Here is a 20,647-nt window from a genome sequence, read left to right as displayed (position 1 = left end):
AGCGTAGCGTAAGCAGTTAAAATTAATTAAGGGTATTATTATGGATCTTAATCCGGCAACAATCAGAATCAAAAACCTGCGCTTACGCACTTACATCGGCATTAACGAAGATGAGATTGCGAACAAACAAGACGTAGTAGTAAACGCTAAAATTGTTTATCGCGCAGAAACAGCCGCACAAACCGATGATATGGCTAACGCGCTAAATTATCGCACCATCACCAAACAAATTATTGCCCTGGTTGAAAACAATCGCTTTGGTTTATTAGAAAAACTCACCTCTGATGTCCTCGCTTTAGCCAGTGCGCATGCCTCTGTTAGCTACGCTGAAGTGGAAATCGACAAACCGCATGCCCTGCGTTTTGCCGATTCTGTTTCGCTAACCTTATCGGTTAACAAATAACCCGCTATACTTCAATAAAGGTTGATGTGTTACAACTGTTTGTAACAACAACGTAAGTAAGGGTACCTGATATGCAGATCCTCATTACTGGCGGCACTGGCTTAATCGGCAGTGCTTTAGTACGACTTTGGCAAGCTGAGCACAAACTGCTGATCCTCAGCCGTACCGGCCGTAAAAGTGCTAACAGCAATATTCACTATATTAATGCCCTCTCAGAAGCGGATTTTAATACCATTGATGTGGTGGTGAACTTGGCTGGCGAACCTATCGCTAAGCGCCGTTGGAGCGAAAAGCAAAAAGACCTTATTTGCCAAAGCCGTTGGCAGTTAACCGAGCAACTTAGCCAACTGATCAGTCAAGCCACAACGCCTCCAAAATTGCTGATCAGTGGCTCTGCTACGGGCTTTTATGGCAGGCAGGGTAATACCGAGATCACGGAAAACTACGACGCTTTCTTCCCTGAGTTTACGCACGATATTTGTGCGAAATGGGAAAACTTGGCGATGCGAGCCAGTAGTGAGCAAACACGAGTTGCATTATTGCGCACCGGTATTGTGCTGGCTGAAGACGGGGGCGCTTTAGCCAAAATGATACCACCGTTCAAAATGGCCTTAGGCGGGGTAATGGGTGACGGCACGCAATATATGTCGTGGATCCATTTAGACGATATGGTGAACCTTATCGACTTTATTATGCAAAACGACGAGATAACCGGCCCGGTGAATGCCGTATCTCCGCGCCCAGTGACCAATAAAGTTTTCACGGCGGAGCTCGCTAAGCGCCTAAAACGCCCTGCGGTATTACCAATGCCTGCGTTTATGGCGACCTTGTTGTTTGGTGAAATGGCCGACATTTTGCTTTACGGGCAACGCGTGGTGCCGCAAAAACTACTGAAAGCCGGTTTTACCTTCCGTTATCCGCAGCTATCGCAGGCCTTAGCGGCATTAACATTGTGATGCCAAAGCAAAAAGCGAAATAACAAAACCCCTAACAGATTGTTAGGGGTTTTGTAGTTTTAGCGGCTTCTACTGGCTTTTCAGCCATTATCCTTGCAGCACCCGGCGGATCAATACCGCACCTGGCACTTGCAATAAACGGCGTAACTGCCACCAGCCCAAAGCCGACACTAACAGCGCACCACTGAGCGGCCCCATCCACCATAAGGCATAGTGAAAACTAAAGGGTAATTCAAACAAGCGCTGTTGCAGGGTTAATAACAACACTTCTGCCAGCACTGTGGCAAACAAGCCCGCTAACGCCCCTAAAAAAGTAAACTCTAAGATTAGCGCATTGCGTAAAAAAGCATAACGCGCGCCTAGGGTACGCAATATGGCTAACTCTTGCTCGCGCTGCTCTAATGTCGCTTGCACCTGTGCTACCAGTACCAATGCAGAAGCCAAAATAATAATCAGTAATATAAAGCTAAGTGCGACCGTGACTTGCGCAATAATGTCTTGCACCTGTTTGATTATTGCCTCGACACTTAATACAGTGACCGTAGGCATCAAACGCGCTAACTGATTGACGAGCTGATAGCGATCCGGCTCGATATAAAACGCCGTGATATAGCTCGCTGGAAAAGCTTCCAACAAATCTGGGCTTAAAATCATGTAGAAATTTGGCTGCAAGCTGTTCCAATCGACCTGACGAATGCTGCTGATCTTGGCCGAGACCATTTGCCCGCCAATAGAAAACTGCAGCTGGTCATCTAATTTCAAACCTAAACGCTCAGCGAGTTCTTGCTCTACCGACACTTCACCGCGACTTTCAGTTGAAAACCAGTTACCACTTAAGATTTTATTGGCCGTAGGTAAGGTGGATAGCCACGTTAGGTTTAACTCGCGCCCAACCCCTGTGCGTTGTTCAGTACGATCTTCTTTTGTGGCTTCATCGCGCATTTGCTCTTGGTTCACTTGCACTAAACGCCCCCGCACCACCGGATAAAACGGCTCGGATTGTAGTTGATGCGCTTTGGCAAAGTCTGCTAATTGGCTACGCTGCGCTTCGCTGACATTCACCAGAAAGTGATTGGGTGCACCTTCTGGGATCTGCTGTTGCCACTGACCAATTAATTCGGCGCGAACAAAATACAGCAACAACGCCAAGAACAACGCTAAAGAAAAGGTAATTAACTGAAAGCTGTTCGCCCATAATCTACGGCGTAAATTGGCCAGCGCCAACTTGCCAGCACTGCTTTGGCCCGCGGCTACCGGTTTAGCGGCTTTCACCATTAAGGCGGCGATACCTAATAGCACACCGACGAACACCCCACAAACCAAAAACAAGCCGATGCTAATTAACCATTCACCTGAAAATAGCCACATTAAACCGAATACCGCGACAGCGCCGGTGATAAATTGCCAACGATCAAACGCCAACTGCTGCACCGGTTGTTTTAGTACTTGGATGGCAGGGGTGATGGTTAATTGCCATAAAGGCCGCGCGGCAAACAGTAAGGCACATAAAATACAGGTTAGGCTACCCAGCCATATTGGCCGCAAACTAAACTCAGGCCGAAAATCACCGACATAAAGCACAATGGCCGATTCTACGCCCAGCAAGGTTACCTGCCCCAGCAGTAAACCTAAGCCTAAGCTAAACAACACCACCAACATTAAATGACTGCTATAAATGCGCCGAACTTGGGCGGTGCTCGCCCCAAGCGCTTTGATAATGGCAACGGCTTGCGCATGCCGCTGACTATAACGGCTTGCGGCTACCGCAGCAGCACAAGCGGCTAACACGATACCCAGCAAGCCAGCTAATAATAAAAACCGCTCAGCCCGCTCTAACGCGCCACCCACGGCGGTTTGCCGATCACGATTGCGCCAACGCTCGTGTACCGACATTAAAGGCGTTACCTCAGTAGCAAAACGGTCTAATTCAGCATTGCCACCGGCAAATAAATAACGGTAACTAATACGACTGCCCGGCTGCACAATGCCGGTGGCCGCAACATCTGCGATGTGCATGATCACGCGGGGCGAACCACCAAATACACTTAAAGGCGCATCCGGTTCATTAACGATAACACCAGCAACTTGCAAACGGCTGCTGCCTAATTCAATGTCATCACCAATAGACACCTCAAGTAATCCCAGCAAACGCGGTTCAACCCAAATTTGCCCGGGCGTTAAGCTGCCCAACTCACCGTTTAACACATTATCGGATTGGTGAAGAACCAACTCACCGCGAAGTGGGTAAGCATTATCAACGGCTTTTATGGTTGCTAATTGCATCTGTTGTTCACTAAACAGCATGGAATCGAACTGCATTTGCTGCGCCACTTGCAATGTTTGCTGCTGAGCTAAACGAATAATTTCTGGGTTAAATGGCTGACTAGAACCAAGAACGCGATCCGCAGCAATAAATTGCGCACTGCGCTGCTCCAGCGCAACGCGCACTGTTTGGGTAATGCCACTTAAGCTAACCACAGAGAAAACCGCTAAAAACAGCGCAAAGGCAATCACCCACAACTCGCCGCGTTTTAATTCACGCCAAAATAAGCGCCAGGCAATACTAGCCCACATCAGCTGGCTCCTCTGTTTCAACAAAACGCCCTGCTTGCATTTTTAACTGGCGCTGACAACGTGCAGCAAGTTCTGCATTGTGCGTAACTAACACCAAGGTGGTGCCTTGTTGCTGGTTTAATTCAAACAATAAATCTTCAATACGCTGGCCGGTCGTGGCATCTAAATTGGCGGAAGGTTCATCGGCAAATAAAATGGCCGGCTGCGTAATAAAGGCGCGAGCAATGGCCACGCGTTGCTGTTCCCCCCCCGATAACTGCGCTGGATAAAAATCTGCACGGTCTTGTAGGCCAACTTGTTTTAATAGCGTTAACGCGCGTTGTCTTGCCTGCTTATCGCCGGCAAGCTCGGCGGGTAAGGTGATATTTTCAATGGCGGTTAAACTGGGTAGCAATAAGAACGATTGAAACACAAAACCAACATGCGCCGCGCGGATCCCGGCACGGTCATCTTCAGATAAGCTATGTAGCGGCTGCCCGGTTAAAAACACTTCACCGGCACTGGGCACATCTAAGCCGGCCAATAAACTCAATAAGGTCGATTTGCCTGAACCAGACGCACCAACAATGGCGACAGTCTCGCCTTGATTGATTGTCAGACTAATATCATGCAGGATAGTCAGTGATCCTTCGCTAACATTCACCCGTTTAGCAAGGTTAACCGCTTTAATATGAATTTCAGGTAGTTTAGTCATGCGCATCATCTTATGTTTTGTATTGTTTATTATTAGCCAGAACGCTCTGGCCCAAAAGTTCATGATCCTTGGCGATAGCTTAAGTGCGGCTTATGGCTTACAAGAATCACAAGGCTGGCCCGCCCTATTGGCCGAAAAAACCGAGCTCACGCTAATTAACGCCAGCATCAGCGGCGAAACCACCGGTGGCGCCCTCGCCCGTTTACCGGCACTTCTAAAAGAACATCAACCCACTTGGGTATTAGTTGAACTTGGCGGCAACGATGGCTTACGGGGGTTTACGCCACAGCTAATCGAAGATCAATTGCAACAAATTATTATCACAGCCAAGCAGCATAATGCCCAACCGATACTTATGCAAATACGCATTCCACCCAACTACGGACCACGTTACGTTGAGCGCTTCACCGCGATCTACCCGACACTCGCCGAGCAACATCAGATCCCGCTATGGCCGTTCTTTATGGATGAGATTGCGATTAAACCAGAATTGATGATGCAGGATGGTATTCACCCGACGGCTGAGGCGCAGCCGTTGATAAGGGATATTATGCTGCCGTTAATTATGCAGCTTGAACAGGCGCCTTAGCCCGTTCAGTTAGCGTCTGTTTTATATAAAATTAAATCAGCAAGGCGTTGCTCGATCAACTGCTCCTTTGCTTGATAGCGAGGGTCGGATGCGCCACCCCATTCTTGTTTAAACTGGGCTTCCGTTATTCCTTCAGGTAAATCAGTAATGGCAGGAAAAAAGGCTTGCTCAAACTCTGCAGGAGTAAGCTCATGCAATAATCGAGGGTTAATATTTTCAAGTTGTTGTACTAAAAACACACCCGCTTTATTTGCGGCCTGGTCAACAAAACTAAAACCGCTACCCCCTCGACCGGCATCATTAATTTCTTTTAGAAAACCTATTTGCCCGGCAAAGTAGGTATTACTCATGCTTTTAAATGCCGCTGAATATAAAAAATGCAGCGTTAAATCAGCGCGCCCTGCTAGGGTTAATCTTGGAAAACCACTTAGCAAGCTCTTATCAATAGGTTCTGTTAAGTATGCAGAAAATTTCTTATTGCCAAATGCCACGACCAAAGCCCACAAGGCATTACGATACTCAGTTTCAAGATCACTAGACTCAGCACGAATTAAAGCTGTTTTCAGCAGTTGCTGCAGATAAAAAGCTAAGCGACGCTCAGCAGGATGAACCAAAACCAGTTGCTTTAGCGCTTGCAGGTAAAATTCAATATCGAGATCAGCTAACACCGCATCACGATTCCATAACGTTTCCACCCCAGATTGGCTGTTAAACAGACTAGGATTTAAAGCTAAAGAAATACTCTCAGGCTGCTCACTATGAAACCTTAGTTGCCGTTCACGTACCTGAGCCGTTTTAAGAAGCTGTAATACTTGCTGATCAGAAGGTGAGTCTAATAATAAAAGAACAGACTTTTTGAGCAGGTAATTGGCTATTCGACCCGAAACAGGTAATCGGCCTATTTTACAAGTGTCAATGGCAAAGCCTTGAGACGTCTCCGCAAAAAAACAATAAGCATGAATTAAACGCGGCTGAAACAGTTCAGGCAAGCTGTAGACAACATTAAAAACAGCACTGCTCTCAAATAGTGCAACTTGAAAAACTAAAGGCTGCAAAGTATGACTGGCCACATTACTCATGGCATCAAAGTCAGCTTGATTAAACACTAACTCGATATTACCGGCTGCTTTTTGAAATTTAGCTAAATTGGTAGATAGCACCTGTTGCGAGATCTTCACATCGTCACTGCTTAAGGTAGGTGAAACTACCTGACCAGAAGTGGTTAGCCCCCAGAACAATAACGACATTATTAAAGCAAATATAACAAAGGCTTTGAAAATAAAAATAGCCAGTTTTCTAGCGAAAACCATTTGCTTACCTCTACCAACAGATGACTCGGAAGGATACCTAAACGCGCAGCAGGTTAGCACATTACCCTGTTCAAATGCGAAGCCTTTCATAAGCTAAAGGGCATTTCAGCAGCATCACAATTGAGATATCAGCATTTAAGTTAAGAATTTCGTCCCCTAGGGGATTCGAACCCCGGCTTCCGCCGTGCAAAGGCAAAAGCGCGGTGTCCACACCGCCATCATGATGAGTAGGTGTTTTGAGTTTTGAGTTTTGAGTTTTGAAGCATAAACAAAGATGGCGTCCCCTAGGGGATTCGAACCCCTGTTACCGCCGTGCAAAGGCAAAAGCGCGGTGTCCGCACCGCCATCACGGCGTGGAAACAATTAAAATGCGGAAGAATTAGTTTGAAATTGGCGTCCCCTAGGGGATTCGAACCCCTGTTACCGCCGTGCAAAGACAATAGCGCGGTGTCCGCACCGCCATTCACGGCAGCAGAGTATGATGTTTAATTGATTTTTAAAGTGAGAATGGCGTCCCCTAGAGGATTTGAACCCCTATTACCGACGTGCCAAGAAAAAAGCGCGGTGTCCGCACCGCCATTCACGGCGAAAGCAGTAGAGAAATTAATATGATAATGGTTAATAGATTGCGTCCCCTAGGGGATTCGCCCCCTGCTACCGCCGTGCCAAGACAATAGCGCGGTGTCCACACCGCCATCACGGCGAGTAGGTGTTTTGAGTTTTGAGTTTTGAGTTTTGAGTTTTGAGTTTTGAAGCAGAAATAAAGATGGCGTCCCCTAGGGGATTCGAACCCCTGTTACCGCCGTGAAAGGGCGGTGTCCTAGGCCTCTAGACGAAGGGGACGCACTGGAAATTGGTGGAGCTAAGCGGGATCGAACCGCTGACCTCTTGCATGCCATGCAAGCGCTCTCCCAGCTGAGCTATAGCCCCGAAATGTAAAGTCGGTCTGGGAATTTACAGCCACTGATAAATAATGGCGTCCCCTAGGGGATTCGAACCCCTGTTACCGCCGTGAAAGGGCGGTGTCCTAGGCCTCTAGACGAAGGGGACATAACAGTGAAAAGCGTGACTGAATTGGCGTCCCCTAGGGGATTCGAACCCCTGTTACCGCCGTGAAAGGGCGGTGTCCTAGGCCTCTAGACGAAGGGGACGCTGTAACAGTCTGAAAAGTGTAAAATTTAGTGGCGTCCCCTAGGGGATTCGAACCCCTGTTACCGCCGTGAAAGGGCGGTGTCCTAGGCCTCTAGACGAAGGGGACGCAATAAAATTTTGGTGGAGCTAAGCGGGATCGAACCGCTGACCTCTTGCATGCCATGCAAGCGCTCTCCCAGCTGAGCTATAGCCCCACACTTTTCTGTGCCAACTCTAAACTTAGCTTATCGCTGAACACGGGGCGCATTCTAGGGTGGTGCCTCAAAAGTGTCAACAGTTTTTTATAACAGCCCGATTGTTCGAGTAAATTTTAAACTATCACCAGCCTTAATCATGTTTAAGCCATTAACACGCTTTTGTTTAGTGTTAGCCTTGGATTTTGTATACACTACGCTCAGTTTACCGATGAAGAGCTTCTGGAAGGATTAACGATGTACGAGTCATACTATGGATTTACGGAGCGGCCTTTTCAACTTACTCATAACAGCAATTGGTTTTTTGCTAGCCGTTTGCATAAAAAAGCGCTCGCTTACTTACAGTATGGTTTAACCCAAGGCGAAGGCTTTATTGTTATCACGGGTGATGTTGGTACCGGCAAAACCACGCTGGCCAGTCAGTTACTATCAATGCTCAATCAAGATGAAATTGTTGCCAGACAAATCGTAACCTCAAAATTAGAGCCTGACGACCTTATTCGGATGATTGCGAACTCATTTAATTTAAAAGTTGAAGAGAACAACAAAGCTAGCTATCTGGATGCCATCTATATCTTCTTAAAGCGTTTACACTCAATGCATCGCAGGGCGCTGTTATTAGTCGATGAGGCGCAGAACTTACCTTTAGAGTCGATTGAAGAGTTGCGCATGCTATCGAACTTTCAAATAGACGGTAAGCCACTACTACAGAGTTTTTTATTGGGACAAAACGAGCTTAACCCTGTTATCCAGGCGCCGAATATGGAACAGTTTCGACAGCGCATTATTGCCTCTAGTAACTTAGTGCCACTACTTGAAGTTGAAACAAAAGAGTACGTTGAATTTCGTTTAAATATGGCAGGGGTAAAACATTCTTTATTAGAAGATGAATGCTTCCCGCTAGTACAGCAGTTCAGCCGCGGTATTCCAAGGCGCATTAACCTGCTAATGGACCGCGTGTTACTACTTGGTTATCTGGAGCAGCATAAAACGATTAGTGCAGAGCATGTACAAAGCGTGATTAATGAAATTTCCGAAGAAATTGCTCACCAAACACCTGCCAGCCCTCAAAATATTAAAAGTGAAAGCGAAGCTCCAGTAACTACATCACCCTCGCCTGCCGCGCTTGGCAGTGCTTCAGTGCAGCAGTTATTAGATGAGTCTTTAGAGCAGAAGCTTAAGTTAATAAAAGAGCTTGATGAACTTATTTTGCAACGTCAGCAACAAGCAAAATAAGCTACAGCTACCGATACACATAAAAACGGCGCTTAATGCGCCGTTTTATTTTAAACACAACAGGTTTAAGCTTAGAAACGATATTGGTATTCCAGCCATACCCGATTCTCAGCATTATCAAATTCCGATTGGTTTGAATCTCGATCTAACCTGCGTAAAGCTAACCTTGCAGTAGAATGTGTATTGATGGTGCGTAAATAACTTAACGAGGCAGACAAGTTTTTATCTGTTCTTAATTCAGTAATATACTTAGTGTTGTAATGCGTTACATCGAACAACAGTTTATTATGCTCATTGAGCAGCCATGATGCTTGCAAACTCGCACTTTGGTTGGAGTTAGCCGCACCCGTTTCTACATATTCAGTTTCACTGTCTGAAAACAGCAGATTCAACGCTAAACGATTTTTGCTATAAGCAATGTTGATACTTTCAGTTCGCACTTTTACTAGTTCTTGGCGCAACTCAGCGTTATTGATACTGACTTGCTGTAACGACTCACCAAAAACAGGCACATATTGATTTGTCGGTGGCTTAAAGCAGGCATTAAAGTCAGATGCGCCATCTGGGCAAACAAACACACCTAAATCATCTAGTTCGTTGTCAAACAGGTTTTGCGTGCGAACATTTTCCGAAACACTTAACCTCACCGACAAAAACCGCAAATCATACTTACCACTTAAGCGCATAGTTCGGCCAAAATAGCGGCGATCAAATGAACCTTCTAAACTGGTTCTGCGGCTTAAGGCTAACAAGAAATCAGATGCGACATAGGTGTCTGTTTCTGTTTTTTGATCAAAAGCATTAGAGTCACTGCGGTTCATGGTCAAGTTTACACGCGACTTAGCGCCAAAACGGTATTCAACACCACCGCCAAAATAATCAAAACTGTTATCGTAAATTGAGCCGTTATCGGCTTTTTCCGCGCCTAACCGCCCAAAAAACGAAAAGTTTGGCGCAAAAGGCACACCGATAGCAATGTTATACAAACTACCCGATATGTCATTGCCTAAATCACGCTCAGTTTCTTGTAAGCTTGCCTCAAATAACCAGAAAAAATTTAAACCACGGTTATTAGTACCTAGGCGTAAATTAGCATTGTAGGTATCAGTATCAAAATTAGTAAAACCATCATCAACAATACTTGCTGCAGCTTCAGATTTACGATATTGCACTGCAATATCAGTGATATAGACAGCTGAAGGCGAATTACTATAACGGACTTGTGTTCCATAACTATTGGCTTTACTGAGATTCTCAGCACCGGTGATTTTGTCAGAAAAAATACCGAAACGGCTGTTTCTCACTAAATAGTTTTGTTGGGCGTTAAGTTGCCAAGATAAACGCTTGTTTAAAGCGGTGATTTGGTTAACAAATTGAAACTCGTTATAACTGCCACCATCGCGCTGGGCGTCATCATAAGCAACGGATTCATGCTGCCAAAGCAGTTGTGTTTGCATATTGGCTGACTGGCGATTGAAAACAAGGCCGGGAGATAACTCCCAAGCCGCGCCATCATCCGTCTGATCAGACTCGGTAGTTTCAATCTGATAGCCATATAAAGCCGTTTTAAATAACGGCGTAATCTTGGTTTCAGCAGCATTTAATGCTGTAGGCAGCAATGCAACCGGTAATAGTAACAACAACGAGTGCAACCTCGCTTTAGCAAGATGTTGTTGCTTGTTATTCCGCGCCATAATAATAGCCATAACCATATCCTTTGCCCTGATTTCGGTGCGCTTTGTTAATAACAAAACCCACAGCGAGATTTTCAGGCAATAATGAGGCTGCCTGTTCAATCTCAGAGACTTTAGACCGATTCTCTTCTACTACAATAATTGCTTGGCCACACATTGCCGCTAAGACCGCAGTTTCATTCACACCTAACAAAGGCGGTGCATCAAAAATAACCAGACGATCAGGGTAACGTTCGGCAAACTCTCTGGATAATTTCAACATTTTTTCACTGGCGAGTAACTCAGTAGATAAATGATGCGGTTGCCCTGCGCCAATAATTTTTAAACGATCAACATTGGTAGAGTAAATAATGTCTTCAACGCTTAGGCTATCTGACAGTAAATACTCGGTCAGACCATACTCTAAATTTAAATTAAGTGTTTTTGATACCGAAGGGCGCAGCACATCAGTATCGACCAACAAAATGGTCTTATCTTGCTCTAACGCCATACTCAACGCCAAATTGATGGAGGTAAAAGTTTTACCCTCACCCGGCCGTGAGCTAGAAACTAACACTAAATTAGGATGATGCAAGGTAGTGCTTAATTGTCCAAATGCATTGTTAAGAATTTTACGTTTAATCACACGGTATTCTTCGTTAATCAACCGCCGCTCTGCAGATAAGCTTACAAAGTTTTTTTGACGTAACGCATCAAGATTTAGGGTTATTATTGGCTTGGCCGGCCTATCTTTATGTTCATGTTCAGCCATTGTCACTTCAATAACAGGATCTGCAGCAGAGGCTGACTGCGGTTGGCTTTGTTGATTGGCTTGCTGTTGCTGTATTGCTTTTTCAATTAAACTCATTGGATCACCCTCAACAACATTTCAGCAGGCTTACCAAATAGTAACTCGTTCACCATCAAGCCCATATACACCATCAACAACATACCGCTTAACATAATGAAATAAAACAAATGCGTTCTACTGACTTTTTGAATTTGCTTCTTATTGGTATGCGATACCACACCAAACACAGGAAAGGCTGAAATACTTCTTAGTTGTGCCGCACTGGTTAACACCGGTGACAGTAAGTTTCTTAGGAAAGCCATACCCACACCAGCAGCAATACCTGCAAACAACGCAATAGTATAGAAAAGAAGCCGCTTCGGACCAGAAGGGAGCATTGGCACTCGTGGCGGGTCTATAACGCGGAACTGCCCTTCTGACTCTGTTGAGTCTACCTTACGTGCCATTTCTGCAGACTCACGCCGTGATAACAACGTCTCATATTGCGCCCGGTTAGTATCATAATCACGATTTAAGGCTGCGTACTCAGCTTCTATTTGCGGAATTAAATGCAGACTATTTCTTAGCGTTTGAATCGTTTCGTCTAACTTGTTAATTAGAATTTTTCTAGAAACAATTTCTGACTCAAAATTAGAAATGCTGGTAACCAAACTTTGGTAAAGCGGGCTTTGCATCAGCAAAGCGGCGTTAGTTTCTGACATACCACCGGTTTCTTTTAACAAGGCAATTTCATCTTTACGTTGCTGTTCTAACTGCTCAAGTAAACGAGTAAACTCAACAACATCGGGATGATTTTCAGTAAAGCGTAATTTTAGAGTAGATAACGTGCTCTTTACCTCGGTAATGCGCGCGTCAAACTGTGTTGAAGGTGCCCGGCCTTCACCGCCTAGGCTAGTTAACTCATTTAAGTCACGCTTGGCACTTAAAATACGTTGTTGCAGCTGTTGTATCTCCAACTCTGCCGATGCACGTTCAGCTTCAGCTTGACTGATCCGATTATAATAATTGGCCTCACCGCCCTCGAGAATGGTCATCTGGTTACGACGAAACTCTGAACGTTTTCGTTCCGCTTCTAGCAAACGGCGTTCGTATTCTTCAATTTGCGCTGTAATGAATCGCTCAGCAGAAAGCTGATCTGACCGATTGGTGCCTAACCGAGTTTCAATAAACACACTCAGCATTTCTTGCACCACTTTTAACGCTAATTGCGGGTTACTATTTTCATAGGAAACGGTATAAATGTTTACTTCACGCCGACCGCCTTGCACGGTAAGCTTGATGCTTTTTTCCAAATCATCGACGACTTTTTCAAAGTCTTTACTGCTTAAAGCGACTTTACCTAAATCGGTTTTACGCGCAACATTTTCTAAGTTGGGCCGCGTTAACACTAACCGCGCTAGAGCTTGGACTTCCATCTCTGCGTTACGATTAACCGTGAGGCCTCGCAATAACGGCTCAAGAATAGATTGAGTATCAAAATAGACACGCGCATCGGCTTGGTAAACCGGTGGCATTTTATAAATAGCAAACCATGCAGCAGGGCATATTAACCAAGCTGTAATAATGACGTATCTACGACGGATCCAAATACCATGCAGCTGAATTAACAGTTGCTCGATAGCGTGGTTTAACTCCTTCATGTACTACTAACTCCGTGTTGCGATAAGGGTAAAAGCCCAGCGCTGTCGATTAAAACCATGCTTCAGGAACAATAATGATGTCACCAGGTAAGATATCTACGTTAGCGGAGATTTCACCTTCACGAACTAAGTCATCTAAACGGATGTTATAAGTACGTTGCGAACCATTGGTGGTACGCACTAATTTAGCATTATTGCCATCTGCAAATTCTGTTAAGCCGCCTACCGTAATCATTACATCGAGTAATGTCATGTACTGGCGATAATTAACGGCTTGCGGATTGAGCGCTTGGCCAATAACACGAACTTGTTCGCTGTAAGGGCCAACAAAATTATTCACTGACACTGTTACAACCGGATCACGAATGTACTTAGCTAAAATAAGCTCCATGTCACGCGCTAGTTGCGTAGGGGTTTTACCGCTAACCTCTACATCCTCGATTAGTGAGGTTGAGATTTTACCGTCGGGTCGCACAATAAAATTCCCAGAAAGCTCTGGGTTACGCCAAACAAAGATAGTTAGTGAATCATCAGGACCAATCAAATACTGATAATTATCAACAGAAGTCGTTACCGAGTTCTGCACTGATGCACGCGGCAGAGTACTATTTTGAGCGCAACCGCTAAGCAGCAAAGTTGCAGCAACAAGCGCGGAGAAAGTTATTTTAACGTTTAACTTGTTATTCATAAAACGTGTCCTTGTGTCTGATGCATCATCAATATAACTAAAAGTTCGTCATTTGGCTGCACTTTTTAAAGGTTAATTTCAAAAACGCAACTAGGAATTCAGCGTTAATTCAGCTAGATTACAGATCGACATTCGACTAGTTTAAAGGTACTATCATGAGAATGTCTATTTATATTACCTAAACTGCAATTCGTGATGTTTAACGTTCCGCAAAACGAGTTAAAACACCAGCTAGTACCAAGGATGTGTTATGTTCAGCACAAGGATTAATCGCTCAAAAGTATCCGATAAGATACTGATGTTGGGTGAAATCAGTTTAATTTTGTTATCTGCCCATCTTGGTTTCATCCTCGCTGGCTTCGTTTCAGCAGAACCCATGGTATCGCTAACACTAGAGTGGGAAATGGTTTATATCGCCGTTTTCACATTTTCTACCATGCTTTGCACCCTGTCCTTAGGGCTTTATGATCATAAACTGCGCGAAACGAGCTCGGGTATTGTTAAACGCGTATTTCTCACTCAATGCTTCAACGTTTTATTTCTTGAATTTATTATTTTCAGCATCGCCGACCACATTGATTTAGGCTTTATCCCGCTACTACTCTCGTCATTGGTTACTGTATTGCTAATTAGTAGCTTCCGCACCTTTTTCCAATACCACGACTTAGTCAGGCTAAACCGCCGTAGAATCTTAGTGCTCGGTTCAGGCGAGCGCGCAGCTATTATTGAAAACAGAATGCGCCGTGATGTCGACCGACGTTATTTTGACTTAGTCGGTTTTGTGCGTATTGAAGGGGATAAAGAAGGCTATATTCCTGAAGATAAACTTATCGACATGGACTATCTAAACGACCTGTTTAGCTATGCTGAAAAACACAACATTGAACAACTAGTGATTGCCTGCGACGAGCGACGCAATATGTTACCTGTGGATTTGTTGTTTAAATGCAAAACACGCGGTATTGACGTTACCGACATCCTCGACTTTATTGAGAGTGAAACGGGGCAAATTGCTGTAAACCTTATTTACCCAAGTTGGGTGATTTACTCTAATGGTTTAGCACGCAGCAAAAAATTTAGAACGAATTTAGATTACCGCTTAAACGCCATCTTAGCCATATTCACACTGCTACTGACTTGGCCAATCATGCTGATCACTGCCTTTTTAATTTATTTAGAAGATGGCCGAAAAACCGGTGCCCCCGTGCTTTACCGTCAAATCCGAGTAGGTTTTGATGGCCAACCGTTTCATATCATTAAATTCCGCAGCATGGGTATTGATGCTGAAAAAGACGGTGCGCAATGGGCTACCACTGATGACGTGCGCGTCACTCGCGTTGGCCGTTTTATCCGTAAATATCGTGTTGACGAGTTACCGCAGTTAATTAATGTGCTTAAAGGCGAAATGGGATTTGTAGGCCCGCGCCCAGAACGCCCTGAGTTCGTAGACCAACTGGTTAAAGATATCCCCTACTACGCCCAGCGCCATAACGTTCGCCCCGGCTTAACTGGCTGGGCACAGTTGAAATACCCTTATGGTGCGACAGCAGAAGATGCCTTAGAAAAATTAAAATTCGATCTTTACTATATCAAGCACCGCAGTTTGTTACTTGATCTAACGATTCTGATTAGAACTGTAGAGATCGTAGTTTTGGGTAAGGGCAGATAACAATATAGTCATTTTTTGTGCTTGCTAAGTTGTATTTAACTTTTAGGCTTAATACTGTGAACCAATTTAACGGTATTTGAGACAAGCAATTTTATGGAATTGTAAGATGCAAACTAAATTGCTTGTAGCTATTATTACTTGCCGCAGACCTCAAGGCCTTACTAGATTAGTCAACGCTTTGTTAAAACAAAGATTGAGCCATTCGACAGCTGAAATTTTAGTCGTTGATAATGCATGCCAAACTGAAATCGCAAGTTTAATCAATCAAATATCCGAAGAAGCGCCATTCAAAATACATTATCAACAGGAAGCAGAACCAGGTATTGTTGCTGCACGAAACAACTGTACTCGTTGGTTTTTAACCCGCGATTATGATGCATTAATATTTATTGATGATGATGAGTGGCCTGCGGCAGAAGATTGGTTAGAAAAGTTAGTAGCAGCTCAACTTAAATACCAATGTGATATTGTTACTAGTAATGTAATTTCTGTCGGTGAAACTGGCACACCAAACTGGGCAACGCAACTTTTATATGGCGAAAATCATTTAACAGAAGGTCAGCAAGTTAAGATTTTTTATACTAATAATCTTTTACTCAGCAGAACTGTTCTGGAAAAGTTTCAACCCACCTTTGATAGACGTTTTGCCATGACTGGTGCAAGCGATTATCATTTTGCACTGCGCTGCACTCAAGCCGGTTACAAAGCCTACTTTACTGAAGCGCCCGTAATTGAAGAATTTCCAAAATCTAGAGCCTCCCTAAGTTGGTTTTTACGCAGGGGTTTCCGCTCAGGCATTGGTTATAGTCGAAGTCATCGGTTTGAAGAAAGCGCAATAATAGCTTTAGGCCGTTGTTTACTAATGTTTTTAGTTAGGCTCGGTTTCGGTTTTATAAAATGCATACAAGGTGCACTGACATTAAATAAAAAAGTCTGGATAGAAGGGTTATTCAGATTTGCTTCTGCTGCTGGCACAATCGCAGGTTTGTTTGGTATTAAACATAATGAATATAAAAAAATTCATGGGGCCTAATAGTTTGGTTCAGATAGTTACTCTAGATTTTACAGAAACAAATTGTGTCACAAGCTGAGAATGAGAAGATGAAAAAAGAATCCGTCTCTCTACTGGCTATAACTAATTTGTTCCCAGTACCTTGGGCACCTCACCGCGCCAGTTTTAATCAACAGCAGTTTGCCTTGCTTGCGGAACAATTTCCGTTTCGAATCATGATTCTTGTTCCTTGGTTAGAATGGCTAAAACATCGAAAAGACTGTTGCAATAACACAGAGCGTTGCTACGTGCCCTACTTTTACTTACCGCGGTTCGGTCGTAGGTTAACGCCTTATTTTCAGGCTATTTCGCTTTGGTTTAAACGCAAATGGATTAAGCAAAGTAATCCTAGCCACATCATTGCCTCTTGGGCCTACCCTGATGCTATTGCTTGTTTAATGTTAGCCGAAAAATTTAATGCCAAAGTGCTGGTTAAAGCACATGGTACTGATGTTAATGAAAATACTGAATTCGCAGCACGCAGAAAGCAAATGGCATATTGGCTCAACCAAGCACAAACGGTGTTTTGTGCAAGCAAAGCGTTAGCCGACAAACTCATAGCCATTGGCATTGCTCCAGCTAAGGTTTGTATAAATTATAATGGTGTTAACCCAAACATTTTTTACCCTGCAACCACAGAGGCGCAAACAGCAGACATCCTCTTTATTGGTAATTTATTGACCACAAAAGGCGTTTATGAGTTATTAGAGGCTTATCATCAAAGCAGAGTTAACTGCTTAAATGCACACTTTCCTTCGTTACACTTGATTGGCCAAGGCCCCGAAAAACAAAAATTAGCAAAACGGATCCAAGCGCTAGGGCTTGAACAGCAAGTATTTTTACATGGTGCACTCCCCTTGCAAGAAGTTGCAGCGAGACTGCGCACAGCCAAATTACTAATATTACCTAGCTATCGTGAAGGCGTACCTAATGTAGTGCTAGAGGCACTAGCTAGCGGCGTACCTGCCATTGCTACTGATGTGGGGGGAATACCCGAAGTAGTTAGCGAAGAAACCGGGATATTAGTCCCCGCAAAAAATAGCGCAGCATTGAGCGTTGCCATAGATAAAGCTTTGCAGCACCAGTGGTCAAAAACAGCCTTATTACAACATGCCAAACAGTTTAGTTGGCCAAAAAATGTTGATACTTTTATTAGCCGGATGGACTAAGATGCGTATTTTTTTACGAGATATCCGCTATAAACAGCAGTATTTCCAACAACAAGGCTACAGCACATCGCTACTTCGTGCTTTTCTGAGTGATGGCAGCTCGGCCAACTTTTTATACCGTTTGACCAGTTGGCTGCAGTGGCATCACTTGCAGCCACTCGCCTTAATATTCTTATGGCTTAATAAAATACTGAATAGTTGTATGCTAGGTGCTGGTTGCCGCTTTGGCCCCGGGCTAATTTTGATGCATCCTGTCGGTATCATCATTAACTCTAAAGTAACGGGTGGCGACAACATTATTATTCAAAGTGGTGTTGTGATCGGTGATGAAAGAGGTAAAGCACCCGTGCTTGGGCATAATATCTTTATTGGCGCAGGCGCAAAAATTATTGGTGATGTGAAAATTGGTGACAATGTAAAAATTGGCGCTAATGCCGTAGTAGTTAAAGATGTGCCTGATAATGTTACCGTCGTTGGCATCCCGGCCAAAATAGTCAGTAAGCGAGCTGAATAATGAGCATTTTTTTATTTTGGCTAAGTATAAGCTTATTGCTCTATACCTATGTGCTATACCCAATATTACTAAAATATCTGGCTAAACCCACAAAGCAACAACCGCAAACTTTTGAACATTGGCCAGACGTGGATGTGATCTTGTCTGCCTATAACGAAGAGCTTTGTATCACGCAACGCTTAGACAATCTTTTAGCGCAAGATTACCCAGGTAACCTGCGTATCTTAGTCGCATCAGATGGCAGTAGTGATAACACCGCAGTATTGATCAAAGCTTTCAACGATGAACGTATAACGCCTTTCTGTTTTGAAGAAAATCGCGGCAAAATTGCCGTATTAAACGACTTAGTAGCAAATGCTAAAGCAGAATTTTTAGTATTAACAGATGCAAATACCGAATTTGCTACTGATGCTATTCGGCAACTTATGTTAAGTTTTACACCTGATATTGGCGCCGTTTGCGGTGAACTACACTTAGTTACCGAAGGCAGTAATCAAAATAGCGATGGTTTATATTGGCGATATGAACAATTTTTAAAGCGGCAAGAATCGACACTCGGCGCGCTACTTGGTGCTAATGGTGCCATCTATGCGATTAAACGTGAGCTATTCCAACCGCTGGCTGCTAACACTGTTGTGGATGATTTTTGTATCGTCATGAACATCAAAAAACAACATTACGATATTGTGTATAACGAAAAAGCGATTGCTTATGAAGAAGTTGCTCCATCCTTACAGGACGAATTTGGCCGCAGAGTAAGAATTGGCCTTGGTAATTACCGAGCCTTTAGCAGTACCTTATGGGCACTATCACCGTCACAAGGTCTTTTCAGCTTGTGTTATTGGTCGCACAAGGTTTTACGCTGGTTTGCACCTCACCTGCTGTTACTCGCCTTAATCTGCAATATGTTGCTTATCAGCTCGCCTTTATATCTCACACTGTTTGTTGGGCAAATCACTTTCTATGCAATCGCAGTAATAGGAACCTATCAGATAAATAAAGGTGCTAAAGTGGGTAAATTAATTCAAATTATTAGCTTCTTTGTATCAATGAACTTAGCATTAGCCTTTGGGTTTGTGCGTTTTATTCGAAATAACGAACGCGGCGGCTGGAAAAGAACAGCAAGACAAGGAGAAATAAAATGACAATGGTTTTGCTGTTTGTGCTTTTAATTACGCTAATACTTGCAGCTGTTTATTTTGTGCTGAAACAAAAAAATATGCACAACTGGATTGGCGCTTATCTGTGGCAGTGTTTAAAACCCAAGCCAAAGGTTAAAGGCCCAAAACATATTCTATTCTGTTTCGTCGACCATTTTGAGCCGCAATGGAAAAACAAAAACGATATCGAACTAGAACGCGCCAGAGTTGATCGCTGGTATAACGATTACCCCAAAATGGCAGAAAAACACCGCGACGCTGATGGCCATTATCCAAAACATGTATTCTTTTATCCTGAAGAAGAATACCGGCATGAACACCTAGCCAAACTATCCGATCTTTGTGCTAGAGGCTTTGGAGAAATAGAAATCCATTTACACCATGAAGATGATACCGCAGAGAATCTTAGCAACACACTAACTGGCTTTGCCAAAGTATTACATGAACAACATGGCGCATTACCGCTAAACCCTACAACAAGACAAATTCAATATGCCTTTATTCATGGTAATTGGTCATTAGACAATTCACTACCTGATGGTAAACATTGTGGCGTAAATAACGAGCTTAAAGTGTTAAAAGAGACAGGTTGTTATATAGATATGACCCTGCCCTGTGCACCAAGCCCTGCTCAAACCAGCAAAATTAACAGTATTTATTACGCTACCGGCCAAGACGGCAAATGTAAATCGCATAATAATGGCATCGATGTGGAAGTAAATAAAACCGCAACGGGTGACTTAATGATCTTACAAGGCCCCATTGGATTAAACTTTGAGTGGCGAACGCCTAGCGGTATGCCGCATATTGAAAATAGTGATGTTCGCAAAACGGCTCCGCCACTAAAAAGCAGAATAGACCAATGGGTTAACAGTAACATCCACGTTAAAGGCCGCCCAGAGTGGGTATTTATTAAAGTACACACCCACGGTGCACAAGAAGGCGATATGAATACCTTGTTAGGTGAACCTCGTGACTTTTTGCATAGCTACTTAGAAACGCAATACAACGATGGCGAAGAATATATTTTACATTATGTATCTGCTCGTGAAATGTATAACATTGCTAAAGCAGCAGAAGCCGACATGTCAGGAAACCCAAATAAATACCGTGATTTCATCTTAGCTAAACCATCGTTTAAACTGAATAGTTAAGAAGTAGCTC

General features: G+C 43.8%; 17 protein-coding genes and 7 tRNA genes. 10 read left to right on the top strand and 14 right to left on the bottom strand.

Annotated elements, in window-relative coordinates; all coding sequences use genetic code 11:
* Positions 1–37: 37 nt before the first annotated feature.
* Positions 38–403, top strand: a complete 366-nt coding sequence (folX, locus tag LMJ53_RS05285; RefSeq protein ID WP_420778846.1) for a dihydroneopterin triphosphate 2'-epimerase — start codon at positions 38–40, stop codon at positions 401–403.
* Between the two features lie 71 nt (positions 404–474).
* Positions 475–1,359: a TIGR01777 family oxidoreductase gene (locus LMJ53_RS05280; RefSeq protein WP_229585126.1), complete on the top strand. Its 885-nt coding sequence runs from the start codon at positions 475–477 to the stop codon at positions 1,357–1,359.
* Positions 1,360–1,446: 87 nt separating this feature from the next.
* On the opposite strand, the gene LMJ53_RS05275 is transcribed toward LMJ53_RS05280, so the two are convergent.
* Together LMJ53_RS05275 and LMJ53_RS05270 are read right to left on the bottom strand one after the other, a co-directional pair.
* Positions 1,447–3,933, bottom strand: a complete 2,487-nt coding sequence (locus LMJ53_RS05275) for an ABC transporter permease (RefSeq protein WP_229585125.1) — start codon at positions 3,931–3,933, stop codon at positions 1,447–1,449.
* Positions 3,923–4,627, bottom strand: coding sequence for an ABC transporter ATP-binding protein (locus tag LMJ53_RS05270; protein ID WP_229585124.1), 705 nt, complete (start codon positions 4,625–4,627; stop codon positions 3,923–3,925). The genes LMJ53_RS05275 and LMJ53_RS05270 overlap by 11 nt, the downstream gene beginning before the upstream one ends.
* Here LMJ53_RS05270 and LMJ53_RS05265 point away from each other — a divergent pair.
* Entirely contained in the window at positions 4,626–5,216 is a 591-nt protein-coding gene (locus LMJ53_RS05265; protein WP_420778844.1) for an arylesterase, read from the top strand. The two genes, LMJ53_RS05270 and LMJ53_RS05265, sit on opposite strands and share 2 nt — an antisense overlap.
* Before the next feature lie 5 nt (positions 5,217–5,221).
* Here the strand turns inward: LMJ53_RS05265 and LMJ53_RS05260 are convergent, their stop codons facing one another.
* The 8 genes from LMJ53_RS05260 to LMJ53_RS05225 form a co-directional block, all read right to left on the bottom strand.
* Entirely contained in the window at positions 5,222–6,526 is a 1,305-nt protein-coding gene (locus LMJ53_RS05260) for a hypothetical protein (RefSeq protein WP_229585123.1), read from the bottom strand.
* A gap of 275 nt (positions 6,527–6,801) precedes the next feature.
* Positions 6,802–6,871 (bottom strand) — tRNA-Ala (locus tag LMJ53_RS05255).
* Between the two features lie 422 nt (positions 6,872–7,293).
* A tRNA-Glu gene (locus tag LMJ53_RS05250) sits at positions 7,294–7,369 on the bottom strand.
* 11 nt (positions 7,370–7,380) lie between these two features.
* A tRNA-Ala gene (locus LMJ53_RS05245) sits at positions 7,381–7,456 on the bottom strand.
* A 44-nt stretch (positions 7,457–7,500) separates the two neighbouring features.
* Positions 7,501–7,576 (bottom strand) — tRNA-Glu (locus LMJ53_RS05240).
* A gap of 25 nt (positions 7,577–7,601) precedes the next feature.
* Positions 7,602–7,677: transfer RNA gene (locus LMJ53_RS05235), tRNA-Glu, on the bottom strand.
* A 31-nt stretch (positions 7,678–7,708) separates the two neighbouring features.
* Positions 7,709–7,784: transfer RNA gene (locus LMJ53_RS05230), tRNA-Glu, on the bottom strand.
* A 12-nt stretch (positions 7,785–7,796) separates the two neighbouring features.
* A tRNA-Ala gene (locus tag LMJ53_RS05225) sits at positions 7,797–7,872 on the bottom strand.
* A gap of 237 nt (positions 7,873–8,109) precedes the next feature.
* On the opposite strand from LMJ53_RS05225, the gene LMJ53_RS05220 reads away from it, so the two are divergent.
* Positions 8,110–9,108: an ExeA family protein gene (locus tag LMJ53_RS05220; RefSeq protein ID WP_229585122.1), complete on the top strand. Its 999-nt coding sequence runs from the start codon at positions 8,110–8,112 to the stop codon at positions 9,106–9,108.
* A gap of 71 nt (positions 9,109–9,179) precedes the next feature.
* Here LMJ53_RS05220 and LMJ53_RS05215 read toward each other — a convergent pair whose 3' ends face one another.
* The 4 genes from LMJ53_RS05215 to LMJ53_RS05200 are packed head-to-tail and all read right to left on the bottom strand — an operon-like array spanning position 9,180 to position 13,920.
* On the bottom strand, positions 9,180–10,814 hold the full coding sequence (locus tag LMJ53_RS05215; RefSeq protein ID WP_229585121.1) for a hypothetical protein: 1,635 nt from the start codon (positions 10,812–10,814) through the stop codon (positions 9,180–9,182).
* Complete coding sequence (locus tag LMJ53_RS05210; RefSeq protein WP_229585120.1) at positions 10,789–11,649, bottom strand: XrtA-associated tyrosine autokinase; 861 nt, start codon at positions 11,647–11,649, stop codon at positions 10,789–10,791. The genes LMJ53_RS05215 and LMJ53_RS05210 overlap by 26 nt, the downstream gene beginning before the upstream one ends.
* On the bottom strand, positions 11,646–13,232 hold the full coding sequence (locus LMJ53_RS05205) for an XrtA system polysaccharide chain length determinant (protein WP_229585119.1): 1,587 nt from the start codon (positions 13,230–13,232) through the stop codon (positions 11,646–11,648). The genes LMJ53_RS05210 and LMJ53_RS05205 overlap by 4 nt, the downstream gene beginning before the upstream one ends.
* Positions 13,233–13,281: 49 nt before the next feature.
* Complete coding sequence (locus tag LMJ53_RS05200) at positions 13,282–13,920, bottom strand: XrtA/PEP-CTERM system exopolysaccharide export protein (RefSeq protein WP_229585118.1); 639 nt, start codon at positions 13,918–13,920, stop codon at positions 13,282–13,284.
* A 250-nt stretch (positions 13,921–14,170) separates the two neighbouring features.
* Between LMJ53_RS05200 and LMJ53_RS05195 the strand changes: the two genes are divergently transcribed.
* From LMJ53_RS05195 to LMJ53_RS05170, 6 genes are all read left to right on the top strand, one after another.
* Positions 14,171–15,589, top strand: a complete 1,419-nt coding sequence (locus LMJ53_RS05195; protein ID WP_324295587.1) for a TIGR03013 family XrtA/PEP-CTERM system glycosyltransferase — start codon at positions 14,171–14,173, stop codon at positions 15,587–15,589.
* Positions 15,590–15,695: 106 nt separating this feature from the next.
* Entirely contained in the window at positions 15,696–16,622 is a 927-nt protein-coding gene (locus LMJ53_RS05190) for a glycosyltransferase family 2 protein (RefSeq protein WP_229585117.1), read from the top strand.
* Positions 16,623–16,690: 68 nt separating this feature from the next.
* Positions 16,691–17,809: a glycosyltransferase gene (locus LMJ53_RS05185; RefSeq protein ID WP_229585116.1), complete on the top strand. Its 1,119-nt coding sequence runs from the start codon at positions 16,691–16,693 to the stop codon at positions 17,807–17,809.
* A gap of 1 nt (position 17,810) precedes the next feature.
* A complete protein-coding gene (locus LMJ53_RS05180) occupies positions 17,811–18,323 on the top strand; it encodes a serine O-acetyltransferase (protein ID WP_229585115.1) in 513 nt (170 codons plus the stop codon).
* Positions 18,323–19,468: a glycosyltransferase family 2 protein gene (locus LMJ53_RS05175; protein ID WP_229585114.1), complete on the top strand. Its 1,146-nt coding sequence runs from the start codon at positions 18,323–18,325 to the stop codon at positions 19,466–19,468. Before LMJ53_RS05180 ends, LMJ53_RS05175 begins: the two co-directional genes overlap by 1 nt.
* On the top strand, positions 19,465–20,637 hold the full coding sequence (locus LMJ53_RS05170; RefSeq protein WP_229585113.1) for a hypothetical protein: 1,173 nt from the start codon (positions 19,465–19,467) through the stop codon (positions 20,635–20,637). The genes LMJ53_RS05175 and LMJ53_RS05170 overlap by 4 nt, the downstream gene beginning before the upstream one ends.
* The last annotated feature ends 10 nt before the right edge of the window (positions 20,638–20,647 follow it).

The organism is Rheinheimera sp. UJ51 (genome assembly GCF_020819615.1).
Taxonomy (GTDB): domain Bacteria; phylum Pseudomonadota; class Gammaproteobacteria; order Enterobacterales; family Alteromonadaceae; genus Alishewanella; species Alishewanella maricola.
This window is presented reverse-complemented; position numbering and strand designations above follow the sequence as displayed.

Excerpts from the sequence above, each read along its gene's own strand:
- LMJ53_RS05280 (WP_229585126.1), top strand. The coding sequence starts at position 475 with ATGCAGATCCTCATTACTGGCGGCACTGGCTTAATCGGCAGTGCTTTA.
- LMJ53_RS05275 (WP_229585125.1), bottom strand. The coding sequence starts at position 3,933 with ATGTGGGCTAGTATTGCCTGGCGCTTATTTTGGCGTGAATTAAAACGC.
- LMJ53_RS05265 (WP_420778844.1), top strand. The coding sequence starts at position 4,626 with ATGCGCATCATCTTATGTTTTGTATTGTTTATTATTAGCCAGAACGCT.
- LMJ53_RS05270 (WP_229585124.1), bottom strand. The coding sequence starts at position 4,627 with ATGACTAAACTACCTGAAATTCATATTAAAGCGGTTAACCTTGCTAAA.
- LMJ53_RS05260 (WP_229585123.1), bottom strand. The coding sequence starts at position 6,526 with ATGGTTTTCGCTAGAAAACTGGCTATTTTTATTTTCAAAGCCTTTGTT.
- LMJ53_RS05220 (WP_229585122.1), top strand. The coding sequence starts at position 8,110 with ATGTACGAGTCATACTATGGATTTACGGAGCGGCCTTTTCAACTTACT.
- LMJ53_RS05215 (WP_229585121.1), bottom strand. The coding sequence starts at position 10,814 with ATGGCTATTATTATGGCGCGGAATAACAAGCAACAACATCTTGCTAAA.
- LMJ53_RS05210 (WP_229585120.1), bottom strand. The coding sequence starts at position 11,649 with ATGAGTTTAATTGAAAAAGCAATACAGCAACAGCAAGCCAATCAACAA.
- LMJ53_RS05205 (WP_229585119.1), bottom strand. The coding sequence starts at position 13,232 with ATGAAGGAGTTAAACCACGCTATCGAGCAACTGTTAATTCAGCTGCAT.
- LMJ53_RS05200 (WP_229585118.1), bottom strand. The coding sequence starts at position 13,920 with ATGAATAACAAGTTAAACGTTAAAATAACTTTCTCCGCGCTTGTTGCT.
- LMJ53_RS05195 (WP_324295587.1), top strand. The coding sequence starts at position 14,171 with ATGTTCAGCACAAGGATTAATCGCTCAAAAGTATCCGATAAGATACTG.
- LMJ53_RS05190 (WP_229585117.1), top strand. The coding sequence starts at position 15,696 with ATGCAAACTAAATTGCTTGTAGCTATTATTACTTGCCGCAGACCTCAA.
- LMJ53_RS05185 (WP_229585116.1), top strand. The coding sequence starts at position 16,691 with ATGAAAAAAGAATCCGTCTCTCTACTGGCTATAACTAATTTGTTCCCA.
- LMJ53_RS05180 (WP_229585115.1), top strand. The coding sequence starts at position 17,811 with ATGCGTATTTTTTTACGAGATATCCGCTATAAACAGCAGTATTTCCAA.
- LMJ53_RS05175 (WP_229585114.1), top strand. The coding sequence starts at position 18,323 with ATGAGCATTTTTTTATTTTGGCTAAGTATAAGCTTATTGCTCTATACC.
- LMJ53_RS05170 (WP_229585113.1), top strand. The coding sequence starts at position 19,465 with ATGACAATGGTTTTGCTGTTTGTGCTTTTAATTACGCTAATACTTGCA.